This is a genomic window from Desulfitobacterium chlororespirans DSM 11544 (assembly GCF_900143285.1).
GTDB lineage: Bacteria > Bacillota > Desulfitobacteriia > Desulfitobacteriales > Desulfitobacteriaceae > Desulfitobacterium > Desulfitobacterium chlororespirans.
The window spans coordinates 99,849-122,555 of record NZ_FRDN01000008.1; the positions used below are offsets into that span (position 1 = coordinate 99,849).

Consider the following 22,707-nt stretch of genomic DNA (forward strand, 5'->3'; position numbering starts at 1 on the left):
ATATCACCACTCCTTTTGTAATTGAGATCAGTATAAGCTGCGGAGTGGATTAGGTATGTTAGCTGGCTAACAAATCGGAAAATTATCAATTTAAAAACAAAGGCAAAAAAAGAGAAGTGTTGCGAGTTTTTAGCGGTAACAACACTTCTCTTTTTAGGTAGGGAAATTAAAGATTATCACGCTCATGTTTGGGAAATATCAGCTTGTTCCTTTCCATTATGATGTGCTTTTTTTTAGATAAGTCTTTTAAGATCAGGGATACGGTTGGCCTGGAGCAGCCTGTTAAATCAGCAATGGTTTGATGAGTTATCGGTATGTCCACCTCGATATATCCTGATTTTTCTTGGCCAAAATTTTTACATAACCCTAATAACAGCTTTTCAACACGGTCCTCAGCTTCTTCAAATAGTTGTTCGCTTAATTGCTGGATCTGGATCTTTATTTTATAAATAGTTGAATATAATAGAGTCTTATACAATTTCTTTTCATGATAGTCGGAATTCAACGATAAAGAAATGTCCAAAACGGCTACAGTTACATCAGTTAAACAAACAGCAGTCGTAAGTCGTGGTGAATTGTCCAGGATTAACTCTCCAAAAAGACATTTGGGCTCATGAATACCGAGAATACTCTTTTTGCCGTACTCGCTTACCATGTGGATTTCTATTCTGCCTTTAAGAAGTAAATAAATTTTGTCGCTTAGCTCGCCTTGTTTAAAAACCATTTGACCTTTTGTATAGTCTTTTTTCATATAGATTTGGAGAATTCTTTCGACCAAATCTTCATCTATCATATTGGTCGTCCAAGGTACGTATTTTTTATTTTCCATAATTTCATCACCTTTTACTATTGTCTCTACGCGCCGTGAGGATACTGAATTACGGATGTTTTTTAAATATAATTTTGTTTCTTTCCATGCTTAGTTTGTCTTTTTTGGCTAAGTCGCTGATTATTTGAGATACTGTCGGTCTGGAGCAACCAGTCAGGTCTGCAATCATTTGATGGGTCAGAGGCAAATCAACTTGTACTTGTCCGGATTCTTCTTTGCCGAAATTTTTGCACAGAGCCAAGAGCAGCTTCTCTATACGCTCTTCAGCCTCTTCAAATACCTGGTCGCTTAATTGTTGAATCTGGATTTTCAGCTTGCGGCTTGTTGAATAGAATAAAGCCTGATACAGCTTCTTCTCATAATAATCCGACCCCAAATTTAAAGAACTGTCCAGGGCAGCCGCGGTGACGTTTGTCAAACAAACAGCGCTGGTAAGCCGGGGGGAATGATCCATGATCAGCTCGCCAAAGAAGCACCTTGGTTCATGGATCGAGAAAATAGTTTTCTTGCCATCTACGCTGACCATATTTATTTCAATTCTGCCCTGAAGGAGAAGATAAATCTGATCGCTCAGCTCACCTTGTTCAAAAACAAACTGTCCCTTTTTATATTCTTTGATTTGATAGACTTCCAGCACTTTTTTTACCAGATCATCATCGAGCATATTCGTAGTCCAAGGCAGCCATTTATTTTCTTCCATAAGCTCACCATCCGTTAATTATTTTATGGTCTTAGGACAGAACTATCTGTGTGTTGAAAATCAAAAGGCTTCGTGCAATTGACTCGAGTATAAAATTGAGTATAAAAAGGCTTAGGATAAGTATAAGCGGAAATTTATCTGTTTTCTGTAAGCTATCTAACAAGTAAAAAAATTATAATAATTCGGATAGAGCCCAAAAAAGGCTGTGAGCTGACTGCTCCAGCCTTTTCTCAGTTCTATGCCCAATTATAATTAAGGGAAATGTAGCCTCTAACTATCAAGTTTTTCCGTCAGGATATTTTTCTCATCAGCATATTTTCTGCGGTATTCCCCGGGAGTAAGTCCATAGGTTGCTTTAAAACAACGGTAAAAATAGCTCTTGTCGTGGAAGCCCGTGCTTTCCGAAATATTCTGCACGGAAAGCTCTGTGGAGACCAGAAGCCGGCGGGCTTGTTCCAGCCGCATTTCCTGCATTTTAGTCGTGAAATTGCAGAGAGCCTTTTTTTGAAACATGGCCGAAAAATAAGCGGGATGGTAGTTAAAATGGGCGGCTGTGCTGGCAAGGGTGGCGGTCGTGAAATGATCGGACATGTATTTGAGAATATCCCCGATCAAATAATCTTTCATCATACTGGATTCGTTGATCACCAAATGGGTACGGTGGATGCGATTAAGATTGGTCATGAAAAGCACTGTGGAACAGCGCACCGTTTTGACGGACAGATCATCCGTATTGCTCAGCTCCAGCTGCAGGGCTTTGGCGAACTGCTGAATCGGCATTTCCCGGCTGCAGTCAAAATAAAGAAACTCATCCTTGCAGTTGCTGAGGCCAAAGAAACTATAAATAAGTTGGCAATCGGCCAGCATGGAAATAAACAGGCTGTCAAACAGTTCTTTTTTGTACAGGGCCAGATAGATCTCCGCACCATCTTTAGGTTCAACGACAAAATTGCATTGGCTGCGGAATAAAAAGATGTTTCCGGCAAAACAGGTTGTTTTTTGTTGCCCGATCAGAACAGTGGCCGGTCCGCCGCAAAACAAAATGCTGACATGGCTGCTGGAGCAGTGTACGGGGTTGCCGTCAGCGGGCAGAAGCAGCAGAGCAAAGAGGGCGTCACTTTGTTCGAAAAGTAATTTGTCTTGAGAGAAGGAGCCGCTTGCCGGGTCAAAACAGAACTGCTGCTTTGATGCTGCCAAAACGTTTGGAAGCTGCCGGGAAGGAATAGTTGACATAAGACGTTCTCCTTTCTGAATGACCTGGATCTCTTTTGCATGTATAGTATAGCCTGTTTTAAGGCAAATGATAAGACCAATGATAAGACAGCTGATCATGTATTGAATTGAAGATATTAAAATAAACCACTTTTTTGACTAAATCAGAGAGATGTCCGGAGTAATAGGGCCTATGGTATCATTTTCATGTGAATTCAAGAACAAAAACTGAGGCCAATAAAGGAGGAAGCTCAAATGGAAGGTAGAGAAAAGGAGAACAGAACCGGAATGTCCCGCAGGGATTTTCTGAGAGGTGCGGCAATCGGTACAGCAGGGGTAGCTATGACTGGTGTATTGGGAGCGTGTGCACCGGCTTCGACTCAGGCCCCCGTGGGGGAAACTCCGGCAGGGGAGCCCACACCTTCAGGTAAACTGCCCTGGCTGGGCAAGGAACCGGAAATTGCCGATGCCAATGTGGAAGCGACGACCACGGTGGATGTTATTGTGATCGGTGCAGGTGTGGCAGGCGTCGCGGCGACCCGTTCGGCCAGTGAAGAAGGGGCCGCGGTAGCGGTATTTGAGAAGGGCAAGGGCCCTCAATGCCGCAGCGGTGAATACGCAGTGATCAACGGCAAGCTGCAGGCACGCTGGGGCCGGGACACTATGGACCCGGATGAATTGGTGGACAGCCATATGAAGGAAAGCTCCTATAAAATCAAGCGCTCCATCATGTCGCGCTGGGCTAAGGAAAACGCTGAAGTCTTTGACTGGTTTATCGCCGCCAAACCGGATCTATATATTTGCGATACCGCCCGCAGCGATGTTCCGGATGAGCATAAAGACGCCTTTTTAGCTCCCCTTCTGCACCCGCTGCCGGAGCATTACAATTTCAAAGAGGAGCAGTTTCCCACATTTCCCACTTCAGTCATTCTTTCACCGTCCCAGGCGCCGGTGGTCAACGCCAATATGGATAAAGCCATCAGCACCGGCAAGGTTAAGACTTACTATGGTCACTTCGTGGAAAAACTGATTATGGAAAACGGTCGCTGCACCGGGGTATACGCCCGCAACGCCCAAACCGGCAAATATGTCAAAGCTATCGCCAATAAGGGTGTCATTCTGGCTACCGGGGAATATGCCAGCAACGATGAAATTGTCAATTACTATTGCCCGGAAGTCTTGGAAAACAATATTCCCCGCATCTGGGTCAATATCGATGTGGAAGGAAATAAGACCAATACCGGAGACGGGCTGAAATTAGGGGCCTGGGCCGGGGCAAAGATCCAGCAGCATCATGCCCCCATGATTCACCACATGGGCGGGGAAGCCGATATTGAAGGAATCGGGGTCATGGGTATTGCCGGATTCCTGCAGTTGGATGCTAATGGCAAACGTTTTATGAATGAAGATGTGCCCGGCCAGCAGGTGGAAAACCAGATTGAGCTGTTAAAGGGGCAATACTCCTACCAGTTCTGGGATGCTAAATGGAAGGATGAAATCCAGTATATGCCGGCCGCCCATGGCACTCCCTGCTATTACGATGAATCCACGCCTAAAAACAATGCAACCAGTGCCAATCATAAAAGCCAGGCACAGCTGGATAAAGCCGTTGCCGATGGGCGCTGCGTTAAAGCGGATACCCTGGAAGAGCTGCTGAGCAAGTTGGAAATCGATCAGGAGACAGCCCGTAAATCCATTCAACGCTATAACGAATTATGCCATAAGGGCAAAGATGAAGATTTCGGCAAGGTAGCCAAGCGCCTGTTCCCTCTGGAAACCGCACCATTTTACGCCGTAAAAATGACCACAGCGGCCATGCTGGTTTGCATCGGTGGTCTGGAAAGCGATGAAGAGTGCCATACCTTTGATGAGAATCGCAATGTGATTCCCGGACTCTATGCGGCAGGCAATATTCAAGGTAACCGTTATGGCGTTGAATATCCCATCAGTTTAAAAGGAGTTTCTCATGCCACGGCTTTATTCTATGGCTACATTGCCGGGAAGAATGCTGTAAAACAGATTTGATTCCGAACCAAAACAAGGGCACCGCACCTTAAGACTGTAATATAAGAAGATTTAATGGACTTTTTGATGAAGCGAGGGGGAGAATAAAATGAAAAATACTAAAATGATCGCGTTAATGGGTGTTGTTTTATCCACGGTAGTTTTGCTGACGGGGTGCGGATCCCAATCTGCAGATGCCGGACTGTACAAGGACGGAACCTATGAAGGGTCCAGTGATAAAGGCATTCATCCTGGGCTTAAGGTCTCGGTTACTGTCCAGGGCGGAAAAATCGCTGAAGTTGCCGTCGTTGAGAATCAGGAGACCCCAGGCGTGGGCTCCATGGCCATCGAAGCCCTGCCTGCCAAGATTGTCGAAGCTCAATCCACTGAAGTAGAGGCAGTCAGCGGCGCCAGCCTCTCCTCGGCAGCTATTAAGGAAGCTGTCGACAAGGCCTTGGAGCAGGCTAAGAAATAAGCTCATCTAAGATCCTCTTCACCGTATTGGTGACGAGGATCTTTTGTTTTTAATTCTTCGGTTTTATTTCTGCATAGTTTTATTTTGCGTAGATCAGGATTGCCGATTTTCTGTTATCAGCGTTTGTTTACTATTATTTTTTCCGCAGCAACGACTCCGCAATAATCTGTTAAATACGAGGAAAGCTTTTCCAGCCAATAATCCAGTTCCTCTGCACCATCAAAAGAATAGATAATGGTAACTATGTTATGCCCGCCGGGTTGGATCATCGCTCTGCGGCTGTCGCTGCTGGGGTTGCCAAAAGGCCCTGACTGATCATAGAGAGTAGGCAGGTATTCGATGTTCACAGCAGACTTCCCTATACCATCGTAATGGGTTCCCTTTTCGGCACGCCGGAGTTCAAGGTTCCCCTGGAGTTGGTCTGCATCATATGAGCCGATGGAGTAGCCGGAGGAAATGGAAATCAGATTATTGATCTCGACAATGTTATTGATGCGATAAAGCCCTTTGCCTTGCACAATACGGCGAAGCATAGCTTCCGCTGCATTGCGGTAGTCATGGGGAGATTTTCCAAGGGCTTTATAGGCTTGACGGGTTGCCGCAATATGGGAGTTTTGAGCTATTTTTTCAGTTGAATAGCTCTCTGATAATACTGCAATCGCAGAGTCAAATAGTATGATCAATTCCTGGGTGCTGGGAACAACGTCAGCCTTGTAAGACAAAACGCCTAAGGCAGCTCCCGGACAAAGCGAATAGACCTCGTCTGAAATAGAAATTTTCATGTTTTTACCCACTCTTTCTATCATTGTCCTTAAATAAATGACCATAGCATAAATGACACTAGAGAGCATAGTTGTCCCTCTATGTAATCGCATTGTATAATTTCTTTTGTAGTAAGTAAATATGGAATGACTCAGGCATGATTTACACTGCCAAAACCTGTGATCATCCGCAACATAACTATCAGGAATTCATTTTAACGCTTTGCTATGATTCATTGGAAAGGAGGCGATAAGCAATGAATATGTTGGCTCAATTTAATGAGGTCATGGCTTATATTGAAAAAAACTTGCTGGATGTTATTGAGCCGGGGCAGATTTCCCGTATAGCCGGCTGCTCAGAATACCATTTTCGCAGAATGTTTTCTTTTCTGGCCGGAATGCCCTTGGGTGAATACATTCGCCGCAGACGGCTGTCATTGGCGGGTGCGCTGTTGAGGTCTGAACAAGTCAAGATTATCGATTTGGCATTGCAGCTGGGCTATGAGTCCCCGGAAGCTTTCAGCAAGGCCTTTCAGGTCATGCATGGAGTAGCTCCCTCCCAAGCCAAAAAAGCAAATGCGGAACTTAAAGTCATGCCCCCCATGACCTTCCAATTAACGATTAAAGGAGGAACAGAAATGAACTATCGCCTTGTGGAAAAAGATGAATTCTATATCGTTGGGTTTAAAAAACGGATTACCATGCAATTCAAAGGCATTAATCCGGAAATGGATTCCTTAGTACAAAAACTGACACCTGAAGTCATCGCTGAATTAAAAAGTTTGTGCGATACCGAACCGAAAGGCATGCTCAGTGTTTCCGCGAATTTTGATGAACGCACCGCAGAAGGCTCCCAGCTTGACCAGTACATTGGTGTTGCCGCATCCCAGGCAAATTCCAATCACTATGATCTTCTGCATGTTCCGGCAGCCACCTGGGCAGTGTTTAAAGCGGTGGGTACTTTCCCGGAAGCTCTTCAGAATACATGGGCCAAAATATACGCCGAATGGTTCCCCGCATCAGGATATGAAATGACCGGGGGTCCTGAATTATTGTGGAACGAAACCCCGGATACCAGCAAACCCGATTATAAAAGCGAAATCTGGATTCCTGTTCGCAAAAGTATCGGTTAAATTCATAACGGCTGTCCCGGCAGGACAGTTGGAAAGGCAGCAAAAGACGACAACCGGCGGAAGCTGGAAGTCGTCTTTTGCTGATTGTTGACATGGAAGGAAAAAAAACCTATACTTAGAATTGCTTCCATGGAAGTAATATGAGTAAGGAGTATAAAATGAAGATCGCCAAAGATATTATGGACACCTTGCTGAGCATACAACAAGATATGGATTCCATGACTCATAAATTTGATGACCTAAATTTTTCCCAGGTCCATTGCCTTCATTGGATTGGAACCATGGAAAACCCCAATGTGACCAAGATAGCAGCGGAGTTGAGAATGACCACCGGCGCAGTCACTAAAATATGCAAGAAACTGTCCGACAAAAATTACATTGTGAAGTATCAGAATCCGGAAAACAATAAGGAGGTGTATTATCGGCTGACAGAAAAAGGCCAGGCCATCTATGAAGCCCATGAGGTCATTCATGACAAAGCTCATCATTGTCAAACAGATGTTATAGACAGATATAGTATTGATGAACAAAGGGTTATACTGAAATTTCTGCAGGATATATATGCCCTGATGAATAACGAAGCTGAACAAGTAACAGAAATGGTTGAGAATAAGGAGAAACCGGATGCCTAAAATCGTGATATGCAAAAATACAAAAAAACATGCTGAAGTAATCCAAGCTTTAACCAATAGAAAGATTGATTTTGAGATCGTAGATTGTACCAAGAAATGCTTTAAATGCCGCACCAGTGTGATGATTAAACAGGATGACAACTATATCTCAGCCTCTACAGTGGAAAAATTACTGACAAAGCTGTCTCTTGACTGAGTTTTTTAAACCTCATATCCGAAAAGGGTGAGCTGGTTTTGGCCTGTGGTGCAAATCTCAATCTCCACAGCGTCCAATTGAATGGTATTGCCTATGCCTAACCCGGTATGGCTGCCGATAAATGAGGTTTGCAGGGTTGTGATGACATCCCAGGGGTTAGCGGCACCCAGCACAGCAGCGGTGATGTCGAATTCAACAGGGTTAGTTAAATAATTAAGAGTGCCGATGATGGAAAGGCTGATTTGATCCAATTGAGTCCAGGCTGCCTGAGGATTAGACCGCCAATTAAGGATCATCGAGCTGATACCTACGGCAAGGGTCAGGTTGAGCCGGCAATAGAATTTGATCACAACCTGCTCAATGTCCAAATAAGCAGCCAGGGCGGGGAGCAGGCTGTACCCCAGGACGATATTTCCTCCGGTTTGGGTGAGCAATGCCGAGGCTAAAGAGGCAACACTGCCGTTGTGAAGCCCTACGGCATTATTGACATTGGTGAAATCCGTGCGGCCGTTATAAGCTGTCTGAGTAGCGGTAACAGCGCCGGAAGTTTGGCAGTCTATCTGCTCGTCGGATGTTCTCACCATGAGGGTATTGTTCGTCTTGAGCTGATAGGGTGAAGGAAAGTTCTGACTCACGGTGCTGAAGGGCCCGGTTGCTCTCAGGGAAAGAAAGTCGTCATTGCCGTCACTTAAGATGATGGATGCCGCCAGAGGAGCCGACACCTGAGCCGCTGTCAGACAGACGCTTTTTCCTGTTTCCGGAGTCCAGAGGCTCTGCCTTGTGGGTAGAACACCGAAGCGGTCATATTTGATCATGGGGGAGCTTTTCTCAATTGCCACGGGAATAGCATTGGATGTTTGAAGAAGTTGTTTCATAATTCGTACCCCATAAGGGTGATATTGACTGTCCCCGCGGCACTTGTCGTCACTGAGATGGCTTCATCCTGGTTAAGCTGAACAGGGGAGGGAAAGCTTGCCCCATAGGTTGCCAGGGCGCTGGTAAGCATGATGGACATAAACGCAGCGTTGCTTCCTCTGTTCAGTTGAATGGTGACGGGAACGGAAGCGGACACTTGCAAGGCCGTCATAAAGACGCTTTTGCCGGAAGCCGGTGTCCAGAGCGCTGTATTGGTCTGAGCCGAGGTGAAGGTCCGGAACAGGACAATGTTCGACGGATACTCCCTCGTAATCAAGGGATCTTCCAAACTAAAAACGATGCTCATGAGTTTCGTGTTATCGCCCATCAAAAAACCCCCTTATAGCGTTACTTACTCATAGCCTCCACAGAGTCATGAATATAAAGACACAAATTGGATGGACATGGGTACTCCTTCCAGGGGCAGACAGACAACCTCCAGAGTAAGGAGACCTTTGCGCAGGGTATAGTTGCTCTTAGGCTGGCTCACTCCATTGATAAAGAGAGTGTGATAAGAAGTTTGCCGGGGATCGAGGATTCCTTCATGGCCGTACATGGTTATTTCATCAGCATTGGTATACTCTCTTTGGCCATTGGCACGAGTGTTGTATTGATTGAGTTCCGCTTTTAAAAGGGTATCCTTGCTGTCCCTGATAATCAGTGATTCAAGAATAACGGGAACTCCCTTTTGGGGAGGGCTGTCTACGGTCAGGATGAGAAGTCCTGGCCTTACTTTATAGTTGGTTTGAGGCTGCAATACCCCATTGATATAAAGATTAAAAAAAGAGATATCCTCAGGGGCGGGTATTCCCTGATTGCCGTAGATGATCAACTCATCACTGTCGGTAAAAGCAGTCTTGACCCCATCGGCAAGGGCATTGTACTGCTGGTTTTCGCCTTTGAGAAGTGCATCGGCTTGGGCATTAAAAGAACCTTTTACCTCTGCCGCCAAAACAACGGTCTCCATTGAATTCAGGGTCCCGATATCCCAGATCAATTTATTCTCTCCTTGGGATACTGTACCTTGGGTAAGGCTGAGGACGTTAAGGGAGGCTAAGCTGTCTGCCAGTATAGTATCGGTCATAACCACATTGCTGACCGGACCATAGCCGTCATTGGCAAGCTTGATTTCAATGGTCCAGATACCATTCGTTTGAGGATTTATTGCTGTAGGTCCTGTTGTGATGTATTTTTCCAGAGTCAGGTTGCCAAAGATCGGGGGACAGAGGAGGGCTTCCCTGAGCTGGGCCGGGGGATTGGGGGGTAAGACTTTGGCTTTAAGCTTATCTTGAGGGTTATCTTGAAATTTATCTTGCAGGTTACCTTGCAGTTTATCTCGCGCCGTATTCTGCAGCATATTTTGCGCAGGATAAAAATCCGGGAAAACCGCTGTTTTAAAACTATCGCAGATCTGATTCGGCAAAAACCCCTCGCACAGGGAAGGCTCCGGATCAACCTCCAGGCTGGGGATCAATAACTGTACTTTGCCTACGGCTTTGATCACGATAAACACACCTACGGTACAATGCCGGCCTTCCTCACAACCGGCGGGAGGGCCGAGCAGCTGGGAACGGGTTTCCACCACAATATCATAAGAAAACTCATCCCGTGGTTCCGGCATGAACATGATGAGGTCGATAGGGATAGGGGGCAGGGAGTCTTGGCCCAGAGTCGTGTCCCCGGCAACGATTGTAAAGGGTATCTTTAAAAGGAATTGAACTCTTTGGCAATGGGGGCGATCTCTTATAGCAGTGATCTCCAGAGTGTCTTCCATAATACGTCCCGGTTTAAAGAGAATCCTCTGAAAAGCGGAGATGGGGAGCGCTATATCTTCAAAGCAATACCGATCCTGACACTGAGAAAAGACTTTGTCTACAATAACACAAGCAAAAATATAGCCTGAGATGCGGATGAGTGAGCCGGAAGCAATATTGGACAGTACGCAAGAATTCAGGCTCCATCCTGAGGCGACAGCCCTGCTGAGAGAACGCAGGCCGGTAGTATTAAAAAGCCCTTCGACTGCAAATCTGGCAGTTAGGGTTCTGCCGGGCAAGAGCTCTTCTATAGTCCAGAGCAGGGTATTATGAGCGGTAGCCACCTCCCCTGGGGAGACAAAGACCGTGTCCGTCCACTTAAATTCATCAAGCAGGATAGTGTCGGTGACCAGGATATTGCGGATCACTTCATTGCTGAGGTTGGTGATTTCTAAAGACAGCTCCCAGCGTTTGGGAGTACCTATGGACCCGCTCAGAGGTATAGTTAATACAGAGGTTTGCAAGAAGAGCGCTTCCTGAACCGGAGTGATTTCCGGCAGAACGATGATTTGAACATCCCGGGCAAGATTTGTGGATAGCCTGCCGGTGTCTGGTTTGCCGTTTTCCAGCTTGCCCGAACCAGATGCAGTATCTAAGGGCCTCAAACCTTCCTGGGTAAAAGACCCTGTTATATCCAGGATGAGAACAGCCATTTCCAAAGGCTTCAGTCCGGCAAGGTTCCAGAGGATTTCCCTGTTTACCGGATGAGCATCACCATGAGAGAGGCTGATCACATTCACTTCGCCGATGTTCTCAATCAACAGGGTATCGGTGACCAGAAGATCGGACAGCTCGACACCACTAAGATTAGTCACTTTGAGTTCCACTTCCCATGTCCGGGTTTGGCCTCTGGTTACCTGGGTAGGCCCGGACAGAATTGTGTTGGTAAGCTCCAGTCCTTTGCTGACCGTGACGGGGCTTCCTCCCACCATGCCGGTTCGTTCAGGCGCTGCCGCGCTGCGGCCTGTGGCTGAACTCCTGCTGACGAAGCGGGTGCCGGCGGATTTAAACAGACCTTCCACACGGAAGCTTGCGGCGGCAGATTCTTCAGGATTTAAATGATCAATAGTCCAGGTGATAAGCTCATCATTAAGATCCAGATTCCCTTGAGACAAAGACAGAGTTTCTATAGCCAGCACAGAATCCAGGAGGATAAATTCCCTGACCACAATATCACGAATAGGCAGAGCCCCTTGATTGCTTATGGTAATGGTAAATACCCAAGTGGCCGCCTGACCGGCGGCCATAGATTCGGGCCCGGACAGGGTCAGCTTTTCCAGCTTTAGATCAGGGCGGACAGTATCACTTACCTCAATCCCCCTATCGGTCACCGGGCCGCGGGATAGCAGCCCCGAAGGCAAGAGCCCTTCAGCCAGGGCGGAATTGAGCAGAGTGGGTTCCTCATCCCTGAAAGTAACGAAAGTGATGATTATAGGAGAGCCCTTTAAAGGAGCATCTTCTGTTTTAAGGACGAGCAGGCCTTCATGAAGCTCATAGTTAACCCTGGGCTGCAATACACCGTTGATAAATAAATTGAAATAAGAGACTTGATGAGGATCAAGGATGCCCTGATCCCCGTATTCCTTTATCTCATCATCATTGGTATAAACTTTCTTAATGCCGTCAGACCGTGCATTATATTGATAAGCTTCCGCAGTCAGTAGATTCTTAGTGGGATTGAAGCCTATTTCCCCTTTAAACACAGACATCACTCCGCAATAAAGACATGGTTTCTGCCTTATTCTTTCCTTAGTCTATGTTTCTAATAGGAAGCAGGTTCTTTAAAGTGAAACAGAAATATAATAATGTAACAAACAACGGCAAGACGGCCTGGCTAAAATGACCAGGCCGTCTTGCTGTACGCTCTTATTGGGGGTGTGCCTTTGCGTAAGCTCCTTATTGTCGCCAGTCCGGATGTGGATGGCTGCACATCTTCAAGCTTAAAAATTAGGTTGTTACAGTGGTGTCGGAATCGGAAACCGGAGCGAAGTTAGTGACGACTAAGGTAATGGGGGCGCCGACAGGAACTGTATCAGCATCTGTGATCACTACTTGGGAACCGTCACCGCTGACCGTGTATAAGCTGGTTTGCTGCAACACGCCGTTGATAAACAATAGATAATAGCCATTGTCCGCAGTTACAGGAGTAAGGTTGCCTGTCATGACATTACCGGCATCATCAGTAAATTCGGTAGCCGGAATAGTGACCGTTCCGCCGGTTCTTTGATCTTCGCTTAACTCATAAAAATAGCTTTCGACGGCTGGATTGATCTCAGTATCTGTAGTCGTAACAGCGTCTATGGCGAGTTTGAATAATTTAGTGGCCATGAGTCGACCTCCTATTGTAATATTTTGGGAATTTACTTTACTATATTCTGTAAGTTGACAAGATGTGACCGAATAGCTCAGGGTTTTTATATTGCCAAGTTTTTAGGAGAAAATACTTCGACTGGCGGGAATCCAGCGGAAACTTATAAAATGGCAATTTATAAAAAGGAATAGGGAGCAAAATTTATGGTGGCAATGATTTGTAATACGAAAAGAAAAGCCGGCCAGGGATCCCCGGGCCGGGTATGTATTACATAGCTATTTTATTGAGCTTTTAAAATTGTAATATCTTCCTGGGCATCGACTACCGCCGACGCAATAACATCAAGCTTTCGATGTATAGATTTGTTATCCAGCCTCAAAGAGAGGAGATCAAGTTCTATTCTATCCAGGTCAGCTTGCATTTCTTTCATGTCAGCTTGCATTTCTTTCATGTCAGATTGCATTTCATTTTGCCCGGCTTCTAGCTTTTCCAACTTTTCCAGAATAATATCCAACTTATCCATTGCCTATCCCTCCCGATTTTTATGTTACCACAACAATATTTGTAATACAATCCCAGAAAAATTTATAAAATACAGTAGCTTTGGCAGCCACTAAGCTTCATTAATCTTTTAGGATAAAATTCCTGCCTCAACATTACTTGGCTTGTAATTCCCACCCAATACCCCTATAATGGATACAGGTGGAAATTAAAAGGCCGCCGCGGCCCGAAAGTGGAGGAACACTTCCAGGCACGCGCAAGGTGTACGAGCACCTACACGTAACAGCAAGCTGTCCACGACGACAGATCCATTATACAATGCCCTTCGCTCCAGTACAACAGTACGGGCGGCCAGGGGGTATAATCGGACTGCCGCTCAGGGGGCGTGCTGATTGTGTGCGACTTGAGCGCAGAAACTTGAGACAGAATGAATTCAGGCGCATGTGTAGGGATAAAAACCCTTGCATGCGTCTTTTAATTTCCCCTGATCACCGCCGGGCTGCCGGAAGCGGACCCTTGATGGGGGTCCGGTCCGGGGCCGGGCGGAAAAGGGGGAAGTATATGGATATGGATAGCAGAGCAGGAACGGATGGACCTATCCTCATGGTCACCCGGTGGAAGCCATGCTGACCGCCGGGTTGACTATTAGCCTATGTGATGACGGTGCACTTCAGCGGGCGTACATAAAACTTATCATTCAGGACTATGAAAGCAGATGCGGAGTCAAGTTTAACCTTTATGAATTCAGCAGCGGGGAGGAACTGCTGGAGAAATTCAACGAGAACCCTAATCTATTTGACCTTTTCTTTCTGGATCACCGGATGAAAAACATCACCGGTCTTGAGGCTGCCTCCTCTATAAGGCAGCGCAATAAAGCGTGTCACATCGTTTTTATAACAGCGTCGGAGGAGCAAGCGGATTTTGAAGCCGTGTCGCCGCTCCGGGTCTTGAATAAACCGGCCCAGCCGGCAGCCGTCTGGGACATTCTGGACAAGGTCACGGCAGAAAAAATAAGCTGCAGTCATAGTGGCTGATGAGCCCCGCCTTTTGTGCATGAGCTTCACGATTCATTACCGCCTGGCATATTCTGGATTATACTGTTGATGAAAGGGCGGGAAATGGAGCGTGAATGATTTATCCACTGAACGGACGCCGCTGGTGATCGCGGCTGAAATAAATATGATTACCCAGCAAACCCGGAAAATTCTGCTGGCCAGCGCCGTGGAAATCGGCCGCCGGCTCAAGGAAGCGAAGAGTATGATCAACCACGGGGAATGGGAGAAGTGGCTGGAGGAGTCGGTGAGCTATTCCCTGAGTACTGCCAGAAGACTGATGCAGCTCTACGAAGAGTATGGGGCAAGCTTCCTGGACGAGCTGGGCCTGTCAAATCACGCACCAGTGCGCGATTTGACATACACCCAAGCTCTCCTCCTCTTGGGCCTGCCGGAAGATGAACGGGAAGAATTCCTGGCCCAGAACGATGTGGCCGGTATGACCAAGCTGGAATTGCAGCAGGCTCTAAAAGACAGAGATCTGGCCAAGCAGAAGAGCGAGGAGATCCAGCAGGAAAATAAAGCCCTCAAAAAAGGGCTGGAGGGGATCAACAGTGCAATCTCCAGTTTGATGGTCCAGTCTGTTCTTCCGGAGAATGTCCAAAGGGAATCACCCGCTGCCGGTGCATCCTCCTCAGTCAGCAGTGCCAGCACTACCAGCACTACCAGCACTACTTCGTTGCAAAGCAATGCCCCCTTGCCGACTCATAACCTCAAAACAGAAATAGATCCCAATGCTCCAGCTAAGTATGCGGAACGTTGTGACACCTGCCGTGCCACTATTAGCACAGCCTTTTTTGAACTGACCACAGCCCTTACCAATCTGCATTATCTTGATGAGGAGCTGAAAGAGAAAAAAAGAAAAGAAGCTCAGAAGCTGCTTGAGACAATTGCGGAGACGATTAAGGTATGGCCGCCCCCCAAAAAGCCCCTGAAGGTTATGCGCTGATTGTCAGCGGATATTCCTCATGGCCAACAGCACACATACCGGCGTAGAGGGGCCGTTGCAAAACGAACCGAATGATTCGTAAGCAGCGGCCCCTGTTTTTGTGCAAAAAACTGAGGGCTTTTCAAGCCATACAGGGAGTAGCTCCCTCCTAAGCCGCTGGCGATCGGGAATCACCACCTGCCGGTGCATCTCTCCTAATTGTATGCTTGACATACAAAAGAAATGAATGTATGCTAGGTATACAATAGTTAGACATGGCTAACTGCATGAATGGGGGTGAGGTGATGAAATCAGAAACCATGATCAATGATTATGGTATTTTGGATCAATATCGGTATTATCCCGGTTAGAAGTCATAAAAGGGTTTTAGAACACGCCAATAATTTAATACAAAACCATGTGTAAACATAAGGAGGAAAAATGAGAAAGATACTGATACCTTTATTGCTGACAGCCCTTATCCTTTGCTCTTTGGCTGGTTGTGAGACAAAGCCATCAAATCCAACGAAGGCAAACATAACCAATAACACAGCTCTTCCCCCATCTGCAGCACAAACGAGGATTATTACTGATTTGGGCGGCAACGAGGTCGCAATACCATCCATATCGGAAATTAAGCAGGTGGTTATTATCACACCGCCGGTTACCTCTGTGTTGCTTGAGGCTATACCTGATAAAAACATGATTGTTGGACTAAGCCCCAAAGCCTTTGCTTTTTCCAATGCTGATATAATGGCAAAACTGTTTCCGAATTATACTGATGTAGACACTACCTTTGTGGGTGATGATTTTTCCATCAATACCGAGGCACTTCTGCAACTTAACCCGGATATAATTCTTTACTATGGCGAAGTACAAAAAAAGGGACTTGCGAATATTGGGTTGCCTATTATCAATTTCTTTTCACCAAAACTGACCGATCCGAAAGATGTCACAGTTGCGTGGGATAATCTGCTTCGTGAGATTTTTGACGCAGATACTAATGAGGGGTTGCAATCGGAGTGGCAGCTTTCCGACGAAAGGGTTGCAGAGCTGCTGGCAAAGCAGACCGGGGAGCCCAAACGAGCACTGTGCGTTTTTAGCAATGTAGGCGGCAGTTTGGTGGTTTCCGGGAGCAGTTCTTTTGATTCGTATGCCCAGAGTTTTTTTGATAAGGCTGGGCTTATCAACGTGGCGGCAGATATTGAGGGAACCGCCGAGGTTGACATGGAGCAAATATATAACTGGAATCCCGATCTGATTTTCATTTTCCATAACGCCCCGGCAAAAGCGTTTTTAGCTAACAGCATAGCGGGTCAGGATTGGTCACTGTTAGATGCCTGGAAAAATAAAGCAATCTACGATATCCCCCAAACTGCTTACTCTTGGGGTGCGCCTTGCGCTGATTCTCCCATGATGCCGTTATGGTTAATATCAAAAGCATACCCCGAATTGTTAAGTGAAAATGATTTTCGTGCCGAACTGACAAACTACTATGAACGTCTACATAGGGTAACACTCACGGATGGTGATATTACCTCGATTCTAAGTTTGAGAGAAGCCCGGTAGCTATGGATAATATCACACAAAAACAATATGTAGTAATAATTATCGCGTTATTTGCTGCCCTCACATTGGCTATTATCGGCTCAATGCTTTTCGGACGTTATGAAATGGGTTTTATGGACATTTATAATGTGCTGTTGAATCGGTTAGCAGGGACGTCCGATGATGCACTTAAAATCATCGACCACGTTTTGATAAACGTTAGACTTCCGAGAATTTTATTAGCTGGCTTGGTTGGCGCTGGATTATCAATATCCGGCGCCGCCTTGCAAGGCACATTTCAAAATCCACTGGTAAGCCCTGACCTTTTAGGAGTATGCGCCGGGGCGGGTTTTGGGGCAGCACTTGGCATTTTACTATTTTCTGATAGCAGCGTATTTATATCTTTGCTCCCTTTTCTCTTGGGCGTATCCAGTATATTGCTTGTATTCTTTCTTGCAAACACGAAGGGCCAAACGGAAACCCTGTCGCTGGTGCTATCAGGTATTATCGTATCGTCCATATTTAATGCGCTGATATCACTTGTTAAATATGTAGCTGATACGGGGGACAAATTACCGGCTATTACCTTTTGGCTGATGGGCAGCTTTGCCAACACATCATATACACAATTGCGGATTGCAATTATCCCTGCCTTAGTGGGGATTATTGGCGTATTAATTTTACGTTGGAAAATCAATATCCTTTCCCTTGGCGACGAAGATGCTTATACCATGGGAATCAACCCGCAACATACCCGTTGGTTGATTATTCTGTTTTGTACGCTGGTTACAGCCGCTTGTGTAACGGTATCGGGCATTATCGGCTGGATTGGCCTTGTAATACCACATATAGCCCGGCGAATTGTTGGGGTTAACCATGGGAAGTTACTCCCGGTTTCGTGCCTGTTGGGTGCGGTATTTATGATTTTGGTTGACTGCCTTGCGCGAAACCTAACAACCTCCGAGATACCCATCAGCATTTTAACGGCCTTAATCGGAGCACCCTTCTTCGCGGTGATTTATCGGCGCACGAAAGGAGGCGCATAATGCTGGTTGAGGTTAAAAACGGAACTTTCTACTACGACAAACATATACCGATACTTCAAAATGTTAATTTCACCATGCAAAACGGTGAGATTATGGCGGTCATGGGACGAAACGGAATAGGCAAAACGACACTGATTAAATGTATCGCAGGCATTTTGAAATGGAAAAGCGGCCAATCTTTTGTAGCCGGGCAAAATAGCTCTGAACAAAAAGCAAACCGTTTTATCGGATATGTTCCCCAGGCGCATAAATCCTCTTTTTCATATTCCGTGCTGGATATGGTGGTATTCGGTAAAGTTGGTCACGCCTCCTATTTTGCTGCTCCCAGTAAAGAGGATTATAGACAAGCGGCGAATATCCTTGAACGCGTTGGGATTGGAGATTTAGGTGACAAACGCTGCAATGAACTAAGCGGAGGCCAGCTTCAACTGGTTTTTATCGCAAGGGCATTGGTTAATTCTCCCCAACTTCTTATCTTGGACGAACCGGAGGCCCATTTGGACTTTCGCAATCAATTGCGGCTATCAAAGCTACTGCAAAGCGTTGTTTGCGAACAGAATATATCTTGCATTATCAATACCCACTATCCAAACCATGCCATAAGAATTGCGGATACGTGTTTTTTGTTGGGTGAGCATGATTATGAGGTTGGAGACGCTAAAGAGGTAATGACGGATAAAAATATTAAGAAATACTTTTCTGTATGTTCTCAAACCCTTTATACAGAGTATAAAGGAAAAGAAATACCAACATTCGTCTTTTTAGACGAGGCATGAACCAGTGATTCGTCCAACAGAACATTGTTGGGCGAATGATCGCAAACATTCAAAAAGCAGATAGGGCCGTTGCATCGCAATCAACAAAAGGATTGGGAATTTGCGGATTACACTGTCCGGGTCAAGGTACAGCTAGCTTTTGGCCAAAACAGCCCGGAAACAGTTTAAGCCATATCCGGCGATAGCATCAGCAGGGAGGGTGAAATCCACGGAACCATAAAAGGATAGGCCTTGCTGCTTGATCACAGTTTGCAATAAATCCAGGTTAATTACAGGGTAATCAAAGGTCAGGATAATGAGACCATCTTGTTTTAAGATACGGTTGAATTCCTGCAGTGCTGACTGAAGGGTAGGAAGATCAAGATGCTCCAAAACCGAAATACAGAATATCGTATCGAACATGCTTTCCGAGTAGGGGAGTTGAGCCAGGTTTGCCTGACTAAAGTGAATACGCTCAAAATATCCGGGGTGGATGGACTGAGCAGCTTCATAGCCCAGGTCATCCGCGATATCCTGGATGATCGATGCAGGATGAAGAATGCGTTCATCGATATCGCAGGCATAAACATGGGCACAATTATCGGCTAAAAAAAACTTAAAAGGGTGGCTGATGCCACAGGCGGCATCGAGCACCGTTGCTTCCGGTTCAGCAAAGGAAGCCGCCCAGGCATATTCATAAAACCGGCTCCACCATGTTGAACGCAGTTTGAAAATCATGGAGTCGATTTGAGCATCGGACTTAGTAATAAACCTGGAAGTATACTTGTCATTCATCTGCTGTAAGCTCCTTTCAACAATGTGATTATTTTTAAGCAGATTTTGCGGTAGGGTACGATGAATTCACTAATATTCGTATGCTTATTGATTCCGGAAAGTGCCTGCAACATGCTGAGTGCTACGCAAATAGCGTCCAAACCTCTAAATCCCCATAAGCCCTGGAGTTTAGCATAGCCTACTCTTTGAAACTTCCCCCAAATATTAGCGCCTAATAGACAATTTATTTAATCCCCGCTTGCTGTTATTATATAGATAACACTATGGACAGCGAAGGATATTAAAATAGATGAAAAAATTGGTCATTGGTCTATGTGCCCATGTGGACGCGGGCAAGACAACCCTATCGGAAAGTATGCTTTACTTGAGCGGTGCCATTCGCAAAATGGGCCGAGTGGATAATAAGGACGCTCATCTGGATAATTTCGAACTGGAACGGGCCCGAGGGATTACGATTTTTTCCAAACAGGCCATACTGGAAGTGGATCATACCCAGATTACCTTACTGGATACCCCTGGTCATGTGGATTTTTCCCTGGAGATGGAAAGAACCCTCCAGGTACTGGATTATGCCATTTTGGTGATCAACGGAGCCGATGGAGTACAGGGGCATACCAGGACCTTATGGCACCTGCTGGATATTTATCAGATACCGGTCTTCCTATTCATCAATAAAATGGACCAGGTGGGTACGGATCAAGAAAAGCTGCTGAGTGAATTAAAAAGCCAGCTCAGCGACGGCTGCCTTGACTTTGGACAACCTGAATCCGCTGATTTCTATGACCAGCTGGCATTATGTGATGAACTGCTGCTGGACGCTTATCTGGATACGGGACATATTGAGATCCCCCTGATCAGGGAAGGGATTAGGAAGCGCAAAGTGTACCCCTGCTTTTTCGGTTCCGCTTTAAAGCTGGAGGGTGTCGAGGAATTGCTCCAGGGTATTGTGGATTATGCTCACCTGCCGGCCTATCCGGAAAGCTTTGGGGCTAAAGTATTCAAAATAGGCAGGGACGAACAGGGCAATCGCCTTACCTATCTGAAGATCACCGGCGGAAGGCTCAAGGTAAGGGAGAGTTTAAGCAATGGAGTATGGGAAGAAAAGGTTAACCAGATTCGCATCTATTCCGGGAAAAAATTCGAGGCAGTCAATGAAGTGGAAGCAGGTTCGGTCTGTGCGGTAACAGGGCTTACCCTAACCAAACCGGGAGAAGGCTTAGGCACGGAGGCCGCCGCCCATGCCCCTCTCTTGGAACCCGTATTGGCTTATCAAATGATCCTTCCGGAAGGCTGTGATCCCCAGGTGATGATGCCTAAGCTGCGTCAGCTGGAGGAAGAAGACCCAGGCTTGCAGGTGGTCTGGGATGAGGAACTCAGGGAGATCCAGGTGCAGATGATGGGCGAGGTCCAGCTGGAAATCCTGCAAAGCCTGATCCGGAGCCGGTTTGGCCTGGAGGTGTCCTTCGGATCAGGGAGGATTGTTTATAAAGAAACCATTGGTAATGCCGTGGAAGGAGTAGGGCATTTTGAACCCTTGCGGCATTATGCGGAGGTCCACCTATTAATGGAGCCGGGGGAGCGGGGAAGCGGCCTTCAGTTCGGGTCGGAATGCAGCGAGGATAGCTTAAGCAAAAGCTGGCAAAGACTCGTTTTATCTCATCTGGAAGAAAAAGTTCATAAGGGAGTTCTCACAGGGTCACCGATTACCGATCTAAAAATCACCTTAGTGTCAGGCCGGGCCCATACCAAGCATACCGAGGGCGGTGACTTCAGAGAGGCCACCTATCGCGCGGTGCGTCAGGGTTTAATGGAAGCGGAGTCCATGCTCCTGGAGCCTTATTATGCTTTCCAGCTGGAATTGCCGGAAAAAATGGTGGGGCGGGCCATGAACGATGTGGAAAAAATGCATGGAACTTGCCAGCTTGCCCAGATCGAAGGGGAGCGGGCAACCCTTACTGGAAGTGCTCCCGTGGCAACGATGAGAAACTATCAGCAGGAGGTCATGGCTTACAGCAAAGGTCTGGGCAGGCTTTTTTGCAGTCTGAAGGGCTATGAACCCTGCCATAATCCCGATGAGGTCATAGCCATGGCTGGGTACGACCCGGAAAGGGATGTGGATAATCCTGCCGATTCCGTATTTTGTGCCCAGGGTTCCGGCTTTTTGGTCCCCTGGTATCAAGTCAAGGAACATATGCATGTGGAGAGCTGTTTCGCCAAAGAGAGTGAATTCATAGAAGCAGAATCTCATCTTCAGATACCCTATGCCGAGGAAAGGTGGATCGACCCCGAGGAGATCGACAGGATCCTCAACCAGACCTATTATGCCAACCAAGGCAAAAAATCCCTTTGGCAGAAACGGAAAAAAGCTGCGGAAAGCTATTATAGACCACCTGCTGATTTAAACAAACCTAAAGAAAGCCAAGCAGAATATCTGCTCGTGGACGGCTATAATATTATCTTTGACTGGCCGGAACTGAAAGAGCTTGCTCAGGATAATATGGATGGAGCCAGGATAAGGCTTCTTGATATCCTCAGCAATTATCAGGGGATTCGCAAGTGCCGGATTATCGTCGTCTTCGATGCTTATCGTGTTCAGGGGCATCCTGAGGAAGCCATCGATTATCATAATATCCTGATGGTCTATACCAAAGAAGCGCAAACCGCGGATCAATATATTGAAAGATTTGCTTATGATCATCAGAAAAAGTATAAGATCACCGTGGCTACCTCCGATGGCCTGCAGCAGATCATTATCAGAGGGGCAGGATGTGCCTTATTATCCGCCCGAGACTTGAAGGAAGAAGTCATAATGGCCAATAAACAGGTCATCGAGGCTTATCAGGCACAACAAACGCCAACCCGGCATTATCTGAAGGATGCCTTATCTGCCGAAAGCGAACAGCAGATGAAAGAGTTCCTTAAAAGAGAGAAGGATTAGCTCTCAATACCCCTTCATCTTTAAATATATTCAGCAATATATTTAGCGATGAAGGGGTATTTGCTATAAGTCTGTTGGAAATGCAACCGACATGGACAGGGAGTTGTGTTATACTTGCTTATATCAGAGAAAATTGTGTTGAGTTTGTTAGCTTTATAATCA

General features: G+C 46.3%; 21 protein-coding genes. 11 read left to right on the top strand and 10 right to left on the bottom strand.

What is annotated here, in order from left to right; translation table 11 throughout:
• Positions 1–166: 166 nt before the first annotated feature.
• The 3 genes from BUA14_RS13125 to BUA14_RS13135 all read right to left on the bottom strand — a co-directional run bounded on the left by BUA14_RS13125 (position 167) and on the right by BUA14_RS13135 (position 2,762).
• A complete protein-coding gene (locus BUA14_RS13125; protein WP_072773002.1) occupies positions 167–829 on the bottom strand; it encodes a Crp/Fnr family transcriptional regulator in 663 nt (220 codons plus the stop codon).
• A gap of 49 nt (positions 830–878) precedes the next feature.
• The gene (locus BUA14_RS13130; protein ID WP_072773003.1) at positions 879–1,529 is read right to left on the bottom strand and encodes a Crp/Fnr family transcriptional regulator; all 651 of its coding nucleotides are present in this window, start codon (positions 1,527–1,529) and stop codon (positions 879–881) included.
• A gap of 270 nt (positions 1,530–1,799) precedes the next feature.
• Complete coding sequence (locus BUA14_RS13135) at positions 1,800–2,762, bottom strand: helix-turn-helix transcriptional regulator (RefSeq protein WP_072773004.1); 963 nt, start codon at positions 2,760–2,762, stop codon at positions 1,800–1,802.
• 234 nt (positions 2,763–2,996) lie between these two features.
• Here BUA14_RS13135 and BUA14_RS13140 point away from each other — a divergent pair, with 234 nt between their 5' ends.
• The gene (locus tag BUA14_RS13140; protein WP_084078612.1) at positions 2,997–4,766 is read left to right on the top strand and encodes an FAD-dependent oxidoreductase; all 1,770 of its coding nucleotides are present in this window, start codon (positions 2,997–2,999) and stop codon (positions 4,764–4,766) included.
• Between the two features lie 88 nt (positions 4,767–4,854).
• Positions 4,855–5,220, top strand: coding sequence for an FMN-binding protein (locus BUA14_RS13145; protein ID WP_072773005.1), 366 nt, complete (start codon positions 4,855–4,857; stop codon positions 5,218–5,220).
• A gap of 116 nt (positions 5,221–5,336) precedes the next feature.
• On the opposite strand, the gene BUA14_RS13150 is transcribed toward BUA14_RS13145, so the two are convergent.
• Entirely contained in the window at positions 5,337–6,002 is a 666-nt protein-coding gene (locus tag BUA14_RS13150) for a B3/B4 domain-containing protein (protein WP_072773207.1), read from the bottom strand.
• A gap of 236 nt (positions 6,003–6,238) precedes the next feature.
• On the opposite strand from BUA14_RS13150, the gene BUA14_RS13155 reads away from it, so the two are divergent.
• The 3 genes from BUA14_RS13155 (at position 6,239) to BUA14_RS13165 (ending at position 7,942) form a co-directional block, all read left to right on the top strand.
• Positions 6,239–7,114, top strand: a complete 876-nt coding sequence (locus tag BUA14_RS13155) for an AraC family transcriptional regulator (protein WP_072773006.1) — start codon at positions 6,239–6,241, stop codon at positions 7,112–7,114.
• A 158-nt stretch (positions 7,115–7,272) separates the two neighbouring features.
• Positions 7,273–7,746 (top strand): MarR family transcriptional regulator, encoded by a 474-nt coding sequence (locus BUA14_RS13160; RefSeq protein WP_072773007.1) that lies wholly within the window; start codon positions 7,273–7,275, stop codon positions 7,744–7,746.
• Positions 7,739–7,942 carry a hypothetical protein gene (locus BUA14_RS13165; RefSeq protein ID WP_072773008.1) on the top strand — a complete coding sequence of 68 codons (204 nt, stop codon included), beginning with the start codon at positions 7,739–7,741 and terminating at the stop codon, positions 7,940–7,942. Before BUA14_RS13160 ends, BUA14_RS13165 begins: the two co-directional genes overlap by 8 nt.
• Before the next feature lie 5 nt (positions 7,943–7,947).
• Here BUA14_RS13165 and BUA14_RS13170 read toward each other — a convergent pair whose 3' ends face one another.
• The 5 genes from BUA14_RS13170 to BUA14_RS13190 form a co-directional block, all read right to left on the bottom strand.
• Positions 7,948–8,817, bottom strand: a complete 870-nt coding sequence (locus BUA14_RS13170) for a hypothetical protein (RefSeq protein WP_072773009.1) — start codon at positions 8,815–8,817, stop codon at positions 7,948–7,950.
• Entirely contained in the window at positions 8,814–9,185 is a 372-nt protein-coding gene (locus BUA14_RS13175; RefSeq protein WP_072773010.1) for a hypothetical protein, read from the bottom strand. The genes BUA14_RS13170 and BUA14_RS13175 overlap by 4 nt, the downstream gene beginning before the upstream one ends.
• A 45-nt stretch (positions 9,186–9,230) precedes the next feature.
• Positions 9,231–12,380: a DUF4183 domain-containing protein gene (locus BUA14_RS13180; protein ID WP_072773011.1), complete on the bottom strand. Its 3,150-nt coding sequence runs from the start codon at positions 12,378–12,380 to the stop codon at positions 9,231–9,233.
• A gap of 238 nt (positions 12,381–12,618) precedes the next feature.
• A complete protein-coding gene (locus BUA14_RS13185; RefSeq protein ID WP_018213145.1) occupies positions 12,619–12,999 on the bottom strand; it encodes a DUF4183 domain-containing protein in 381 nt (126 codons plus the stop codon).
• Positions 13,000–13,262: 263 nt separating this feature from the next.
• The gene (locus BUA14_RS13190; RefSeq protein WP_072773012.1) at positions 13,263–13,505 is read right to left on the bottom strand and encodes a hypothetical protein; all 243 of its coding nucleotides are present in this window, start codon (positions 13,503–13,505) and stop codon (positions 13,263–13,265) included.
• A gap of 601 nt (positions 13,506–14,106) precedes the next feature.
• Here BUA14_RS13190 and BUA14_RS13195 point away from each other — a divergent pair.
• The 5 genes from BUA14_RS13195 (at position 14,107) to BUA14_RS13215 (ending at position 18,833) form a co-directional block, all read left to right on the top strand.
• The gene (locus tag BUA14_RS13195; protein ID WP_072773013.1) at positions 14,107–14,517 is read left to right on the top strand and encodes a LytR/AlgR family response regulator transcription factor; all 411 of its coding nucleotides are present in this window, start codon (positions 14,107–14,109) and stop codon (positions 14,515–14,517) included.
• Positions 14,518–14,608: 91 nt separating this feature from the next.
• Complete coding sequence (locus tag BUA14_RS13200; protein ID WP_072773014.1) at positions 14,609–15,484, top strand: DUF3102 domain-containing protein; 876 nt, start codon at positions 14,609–14,611, stop codon at positions 15,482–15,484.
• Positions 15,485–15,904: 420 nt separating this feature from the next.
• Positions 15,905–17,032 carry an ABC transporter substrate-binding protein gene (locus BUA14_RS13205; protein ID WP_072773015.1) on the top strand — a complete coding sequence of 376 codons (1,128 nt, stop codon included), beginning with the start codon at positions 15,905–15,907 and terminating at the stop codon, positions 17,030–17,032.
• 2 nt (positions 17,033–17,034) lie between these two features.
• Positions 17,035–18,057 (top strand): FecCD family ABC transporter permease, encoded by a 1,023-nt coding sequence (locus tag BUA14_RS13210; protein ID WP_072773016.1) that lies wholly within the window; start codon positions 17,035–17,037, stop codon positions 18,055–18,057.
• Positions 18,057–18,833 carry an ABC transporter ATP-binding protein gene (locus BUA14_RS13215; protein WP_072773017.1) on the top strand — a complete coding sequence of 259 codons (777 nt, stop codon included), beginning with the start codon at positions 18,057–18,059 and terminating at the stop codon, positions 18,831–18,833. The genes BUA14_RS13210 and BUA14_RS13215 overlap by 1 nt, the downstream gene beginning before the upstream one ends.
• Positions 18,834–18,965: 132 nt before the next feature.
• Here BUA14_RS13215 and BUA14_RS13220 read toward each other — a convergent pair whose 3' ends face one another.
• Positions 18,966–19,607 (bottom strand): class I SAM-dependent methyltransferase, encoded by a 642-nt coding sequence (locus tag BUA14_RS13220; RefSeq protein ID WP_072773018.1) that lies wholly within the window; start codon positions 19,605–19,607, stop codon positions 18,966–18,968.
• 289 nt (positions 19,608–19,896) lie between these two features.
• Here BUA14_RS13220 and BUA14_RS13225 point away from each other — a divergent pair, with 289 nt between their 5' ends.
• Positions 19,897–22,545, top strand: coding sequence for a translation factor GTPase family protein (locus BUA14_RS13225; RefSeq protein ID WP_072773019.1), 2,649 nt, complete (start codon positions 19,897–19,899; stop codon positions 22,543–22,545).
• Positions 22,546–22,707 lie beyond the last annotated feature (162 nt).

Coding starts and splice junctions, on each gene's coding strand:
- BUA14_RS13125 (WP_072773002.1), bottom strand. CDS start 829: ATGGAAAATAAAAAATACGTACCTTGGACGACCAATATGATAGATGAA.
- BUA14_RS13130 (WP_072773003.1), bottom strand. CDS start 1,529: ATGGAAGAAAATAAATGGCTGCCTTGGACTACGAATATGCTCGATGAT.
- BUA14_RS13135 (WP_072773004.1), bottom strand. CDS start 2,762: ATGTCAACTATTCCTTCCCGGCAGCTTCCAAACGTTTTGGCAGCATCA.
- BUA14_RS13140 (WP_084078612.1), top strand. CDS start 2,997: ATGGAAGGTAGAGAAAAGGAGAACAGAACCGGAATGTCCCGCAGGGAT.
- BUA14_RS13145 (WP_072773005.1), top strand. CDS start 4,855: ATGAAAAATACTAAAATGATCGCGTTAATGGGTGTTGTTTTATCCACG.
- BUA14_RS13150 (WP_072773207.1), bottom strand. CDS start 6,002: ATGAAAATTTCTATTTCAGACGAGGTCTATTCGCTTTGTCCGGGAGCT.
- BUA14_RS13155 (WP_072773006.1), top strand. CDS start 6,239: ATGAATATGTTGGCTCAATTTAATGAGGTCATGGCTTATATTGAAAAA.
- BUA14_RS13160 (WP_072773007.1), top strand. CDS start 7,273: ATGAAGATCGCCAAAGATATTATGGACACCTTGCTGAGCATACAACAA.
- BUA14_RS13165 (WP_072773008.1), top strand. CDS start 7,739: ATGCCTAAAATCGTGATATGCAAAAATACAAAAAAACATGCTGAAGTA.
- BUA14_RS13170 (WP_072773009.1), bottom strand. CDS start 8,817: ATGAAACAACTTCTTCAAACATCCAATGCTATTCCCGTGGCAATTGAG.
- BUA14_RS13175 (WP_072773010.1), bottom strand. CDS start 9,185: ATGGGCGATAACACGAAACTCATGAGCATCGTTTTTAGTTTGGAAGAT.
- BUA14_RS13180 (WP_072773011.1), bottom strand. CDS start 12,380: ATGTCTGTGTTTAAAGGGGAAATAGGCTTCAATCCCACTAAGAATCTA.
- BUA14_RS13185 (WP_018213145.1), bottom strand. CDS start 12,999: ATGGCCACTAAATTATTCAAACTCGCCATAGACGCTGTTACGACTACA.
- BUA14_RS13190 (WP_072773012.1), bottom strand. CDS start 13,505: ATGGATAAGTTGGATATTATTCTGGAAAAGTTGGAAAAGCTAGAAGCC.
- BUA14_RS13195 (WP_072773013.1), top strand. CDS start 14,107: ATGCTGACCGCCGGGTTGACTATTAGCCTATGTGATGACGGTGCACTT.
- BUA14_RS13205 (WP_072773015.1), top strand. CDS start 15,905: ATGAGAAAGATACTGATACCTTTATTGCTGACAGCCCTTATCCTTTGC.
- BUA14_RS13210 (WP_072773016.1), top strand. CDS start 17,035: ATGGATAATATCACACAAAAACAATATGTAGTAATAATTATCGCGTTA.
- BUA14_RS13215 (WP_072773017.1), top strand. CDS start 18,057: ATGCTGGTTGAGGTTAAAAACGGAACTTTCTACTACGACAAACATATA.
- BUA14_RS13220 (WP_072773018.1), bottom strand. CDS start 19,607: ATGAATGACAAGTATACTTCCAGGTTTATTACTAAGTCCGATGCTCAA.
- BUA14_RS13225 (WP_072773019.1), top strand. CDS start 19,897: ATGAAAAAATTGGTCATTGGTCTATGTGCCCATGTGGACGCGGGCAAG.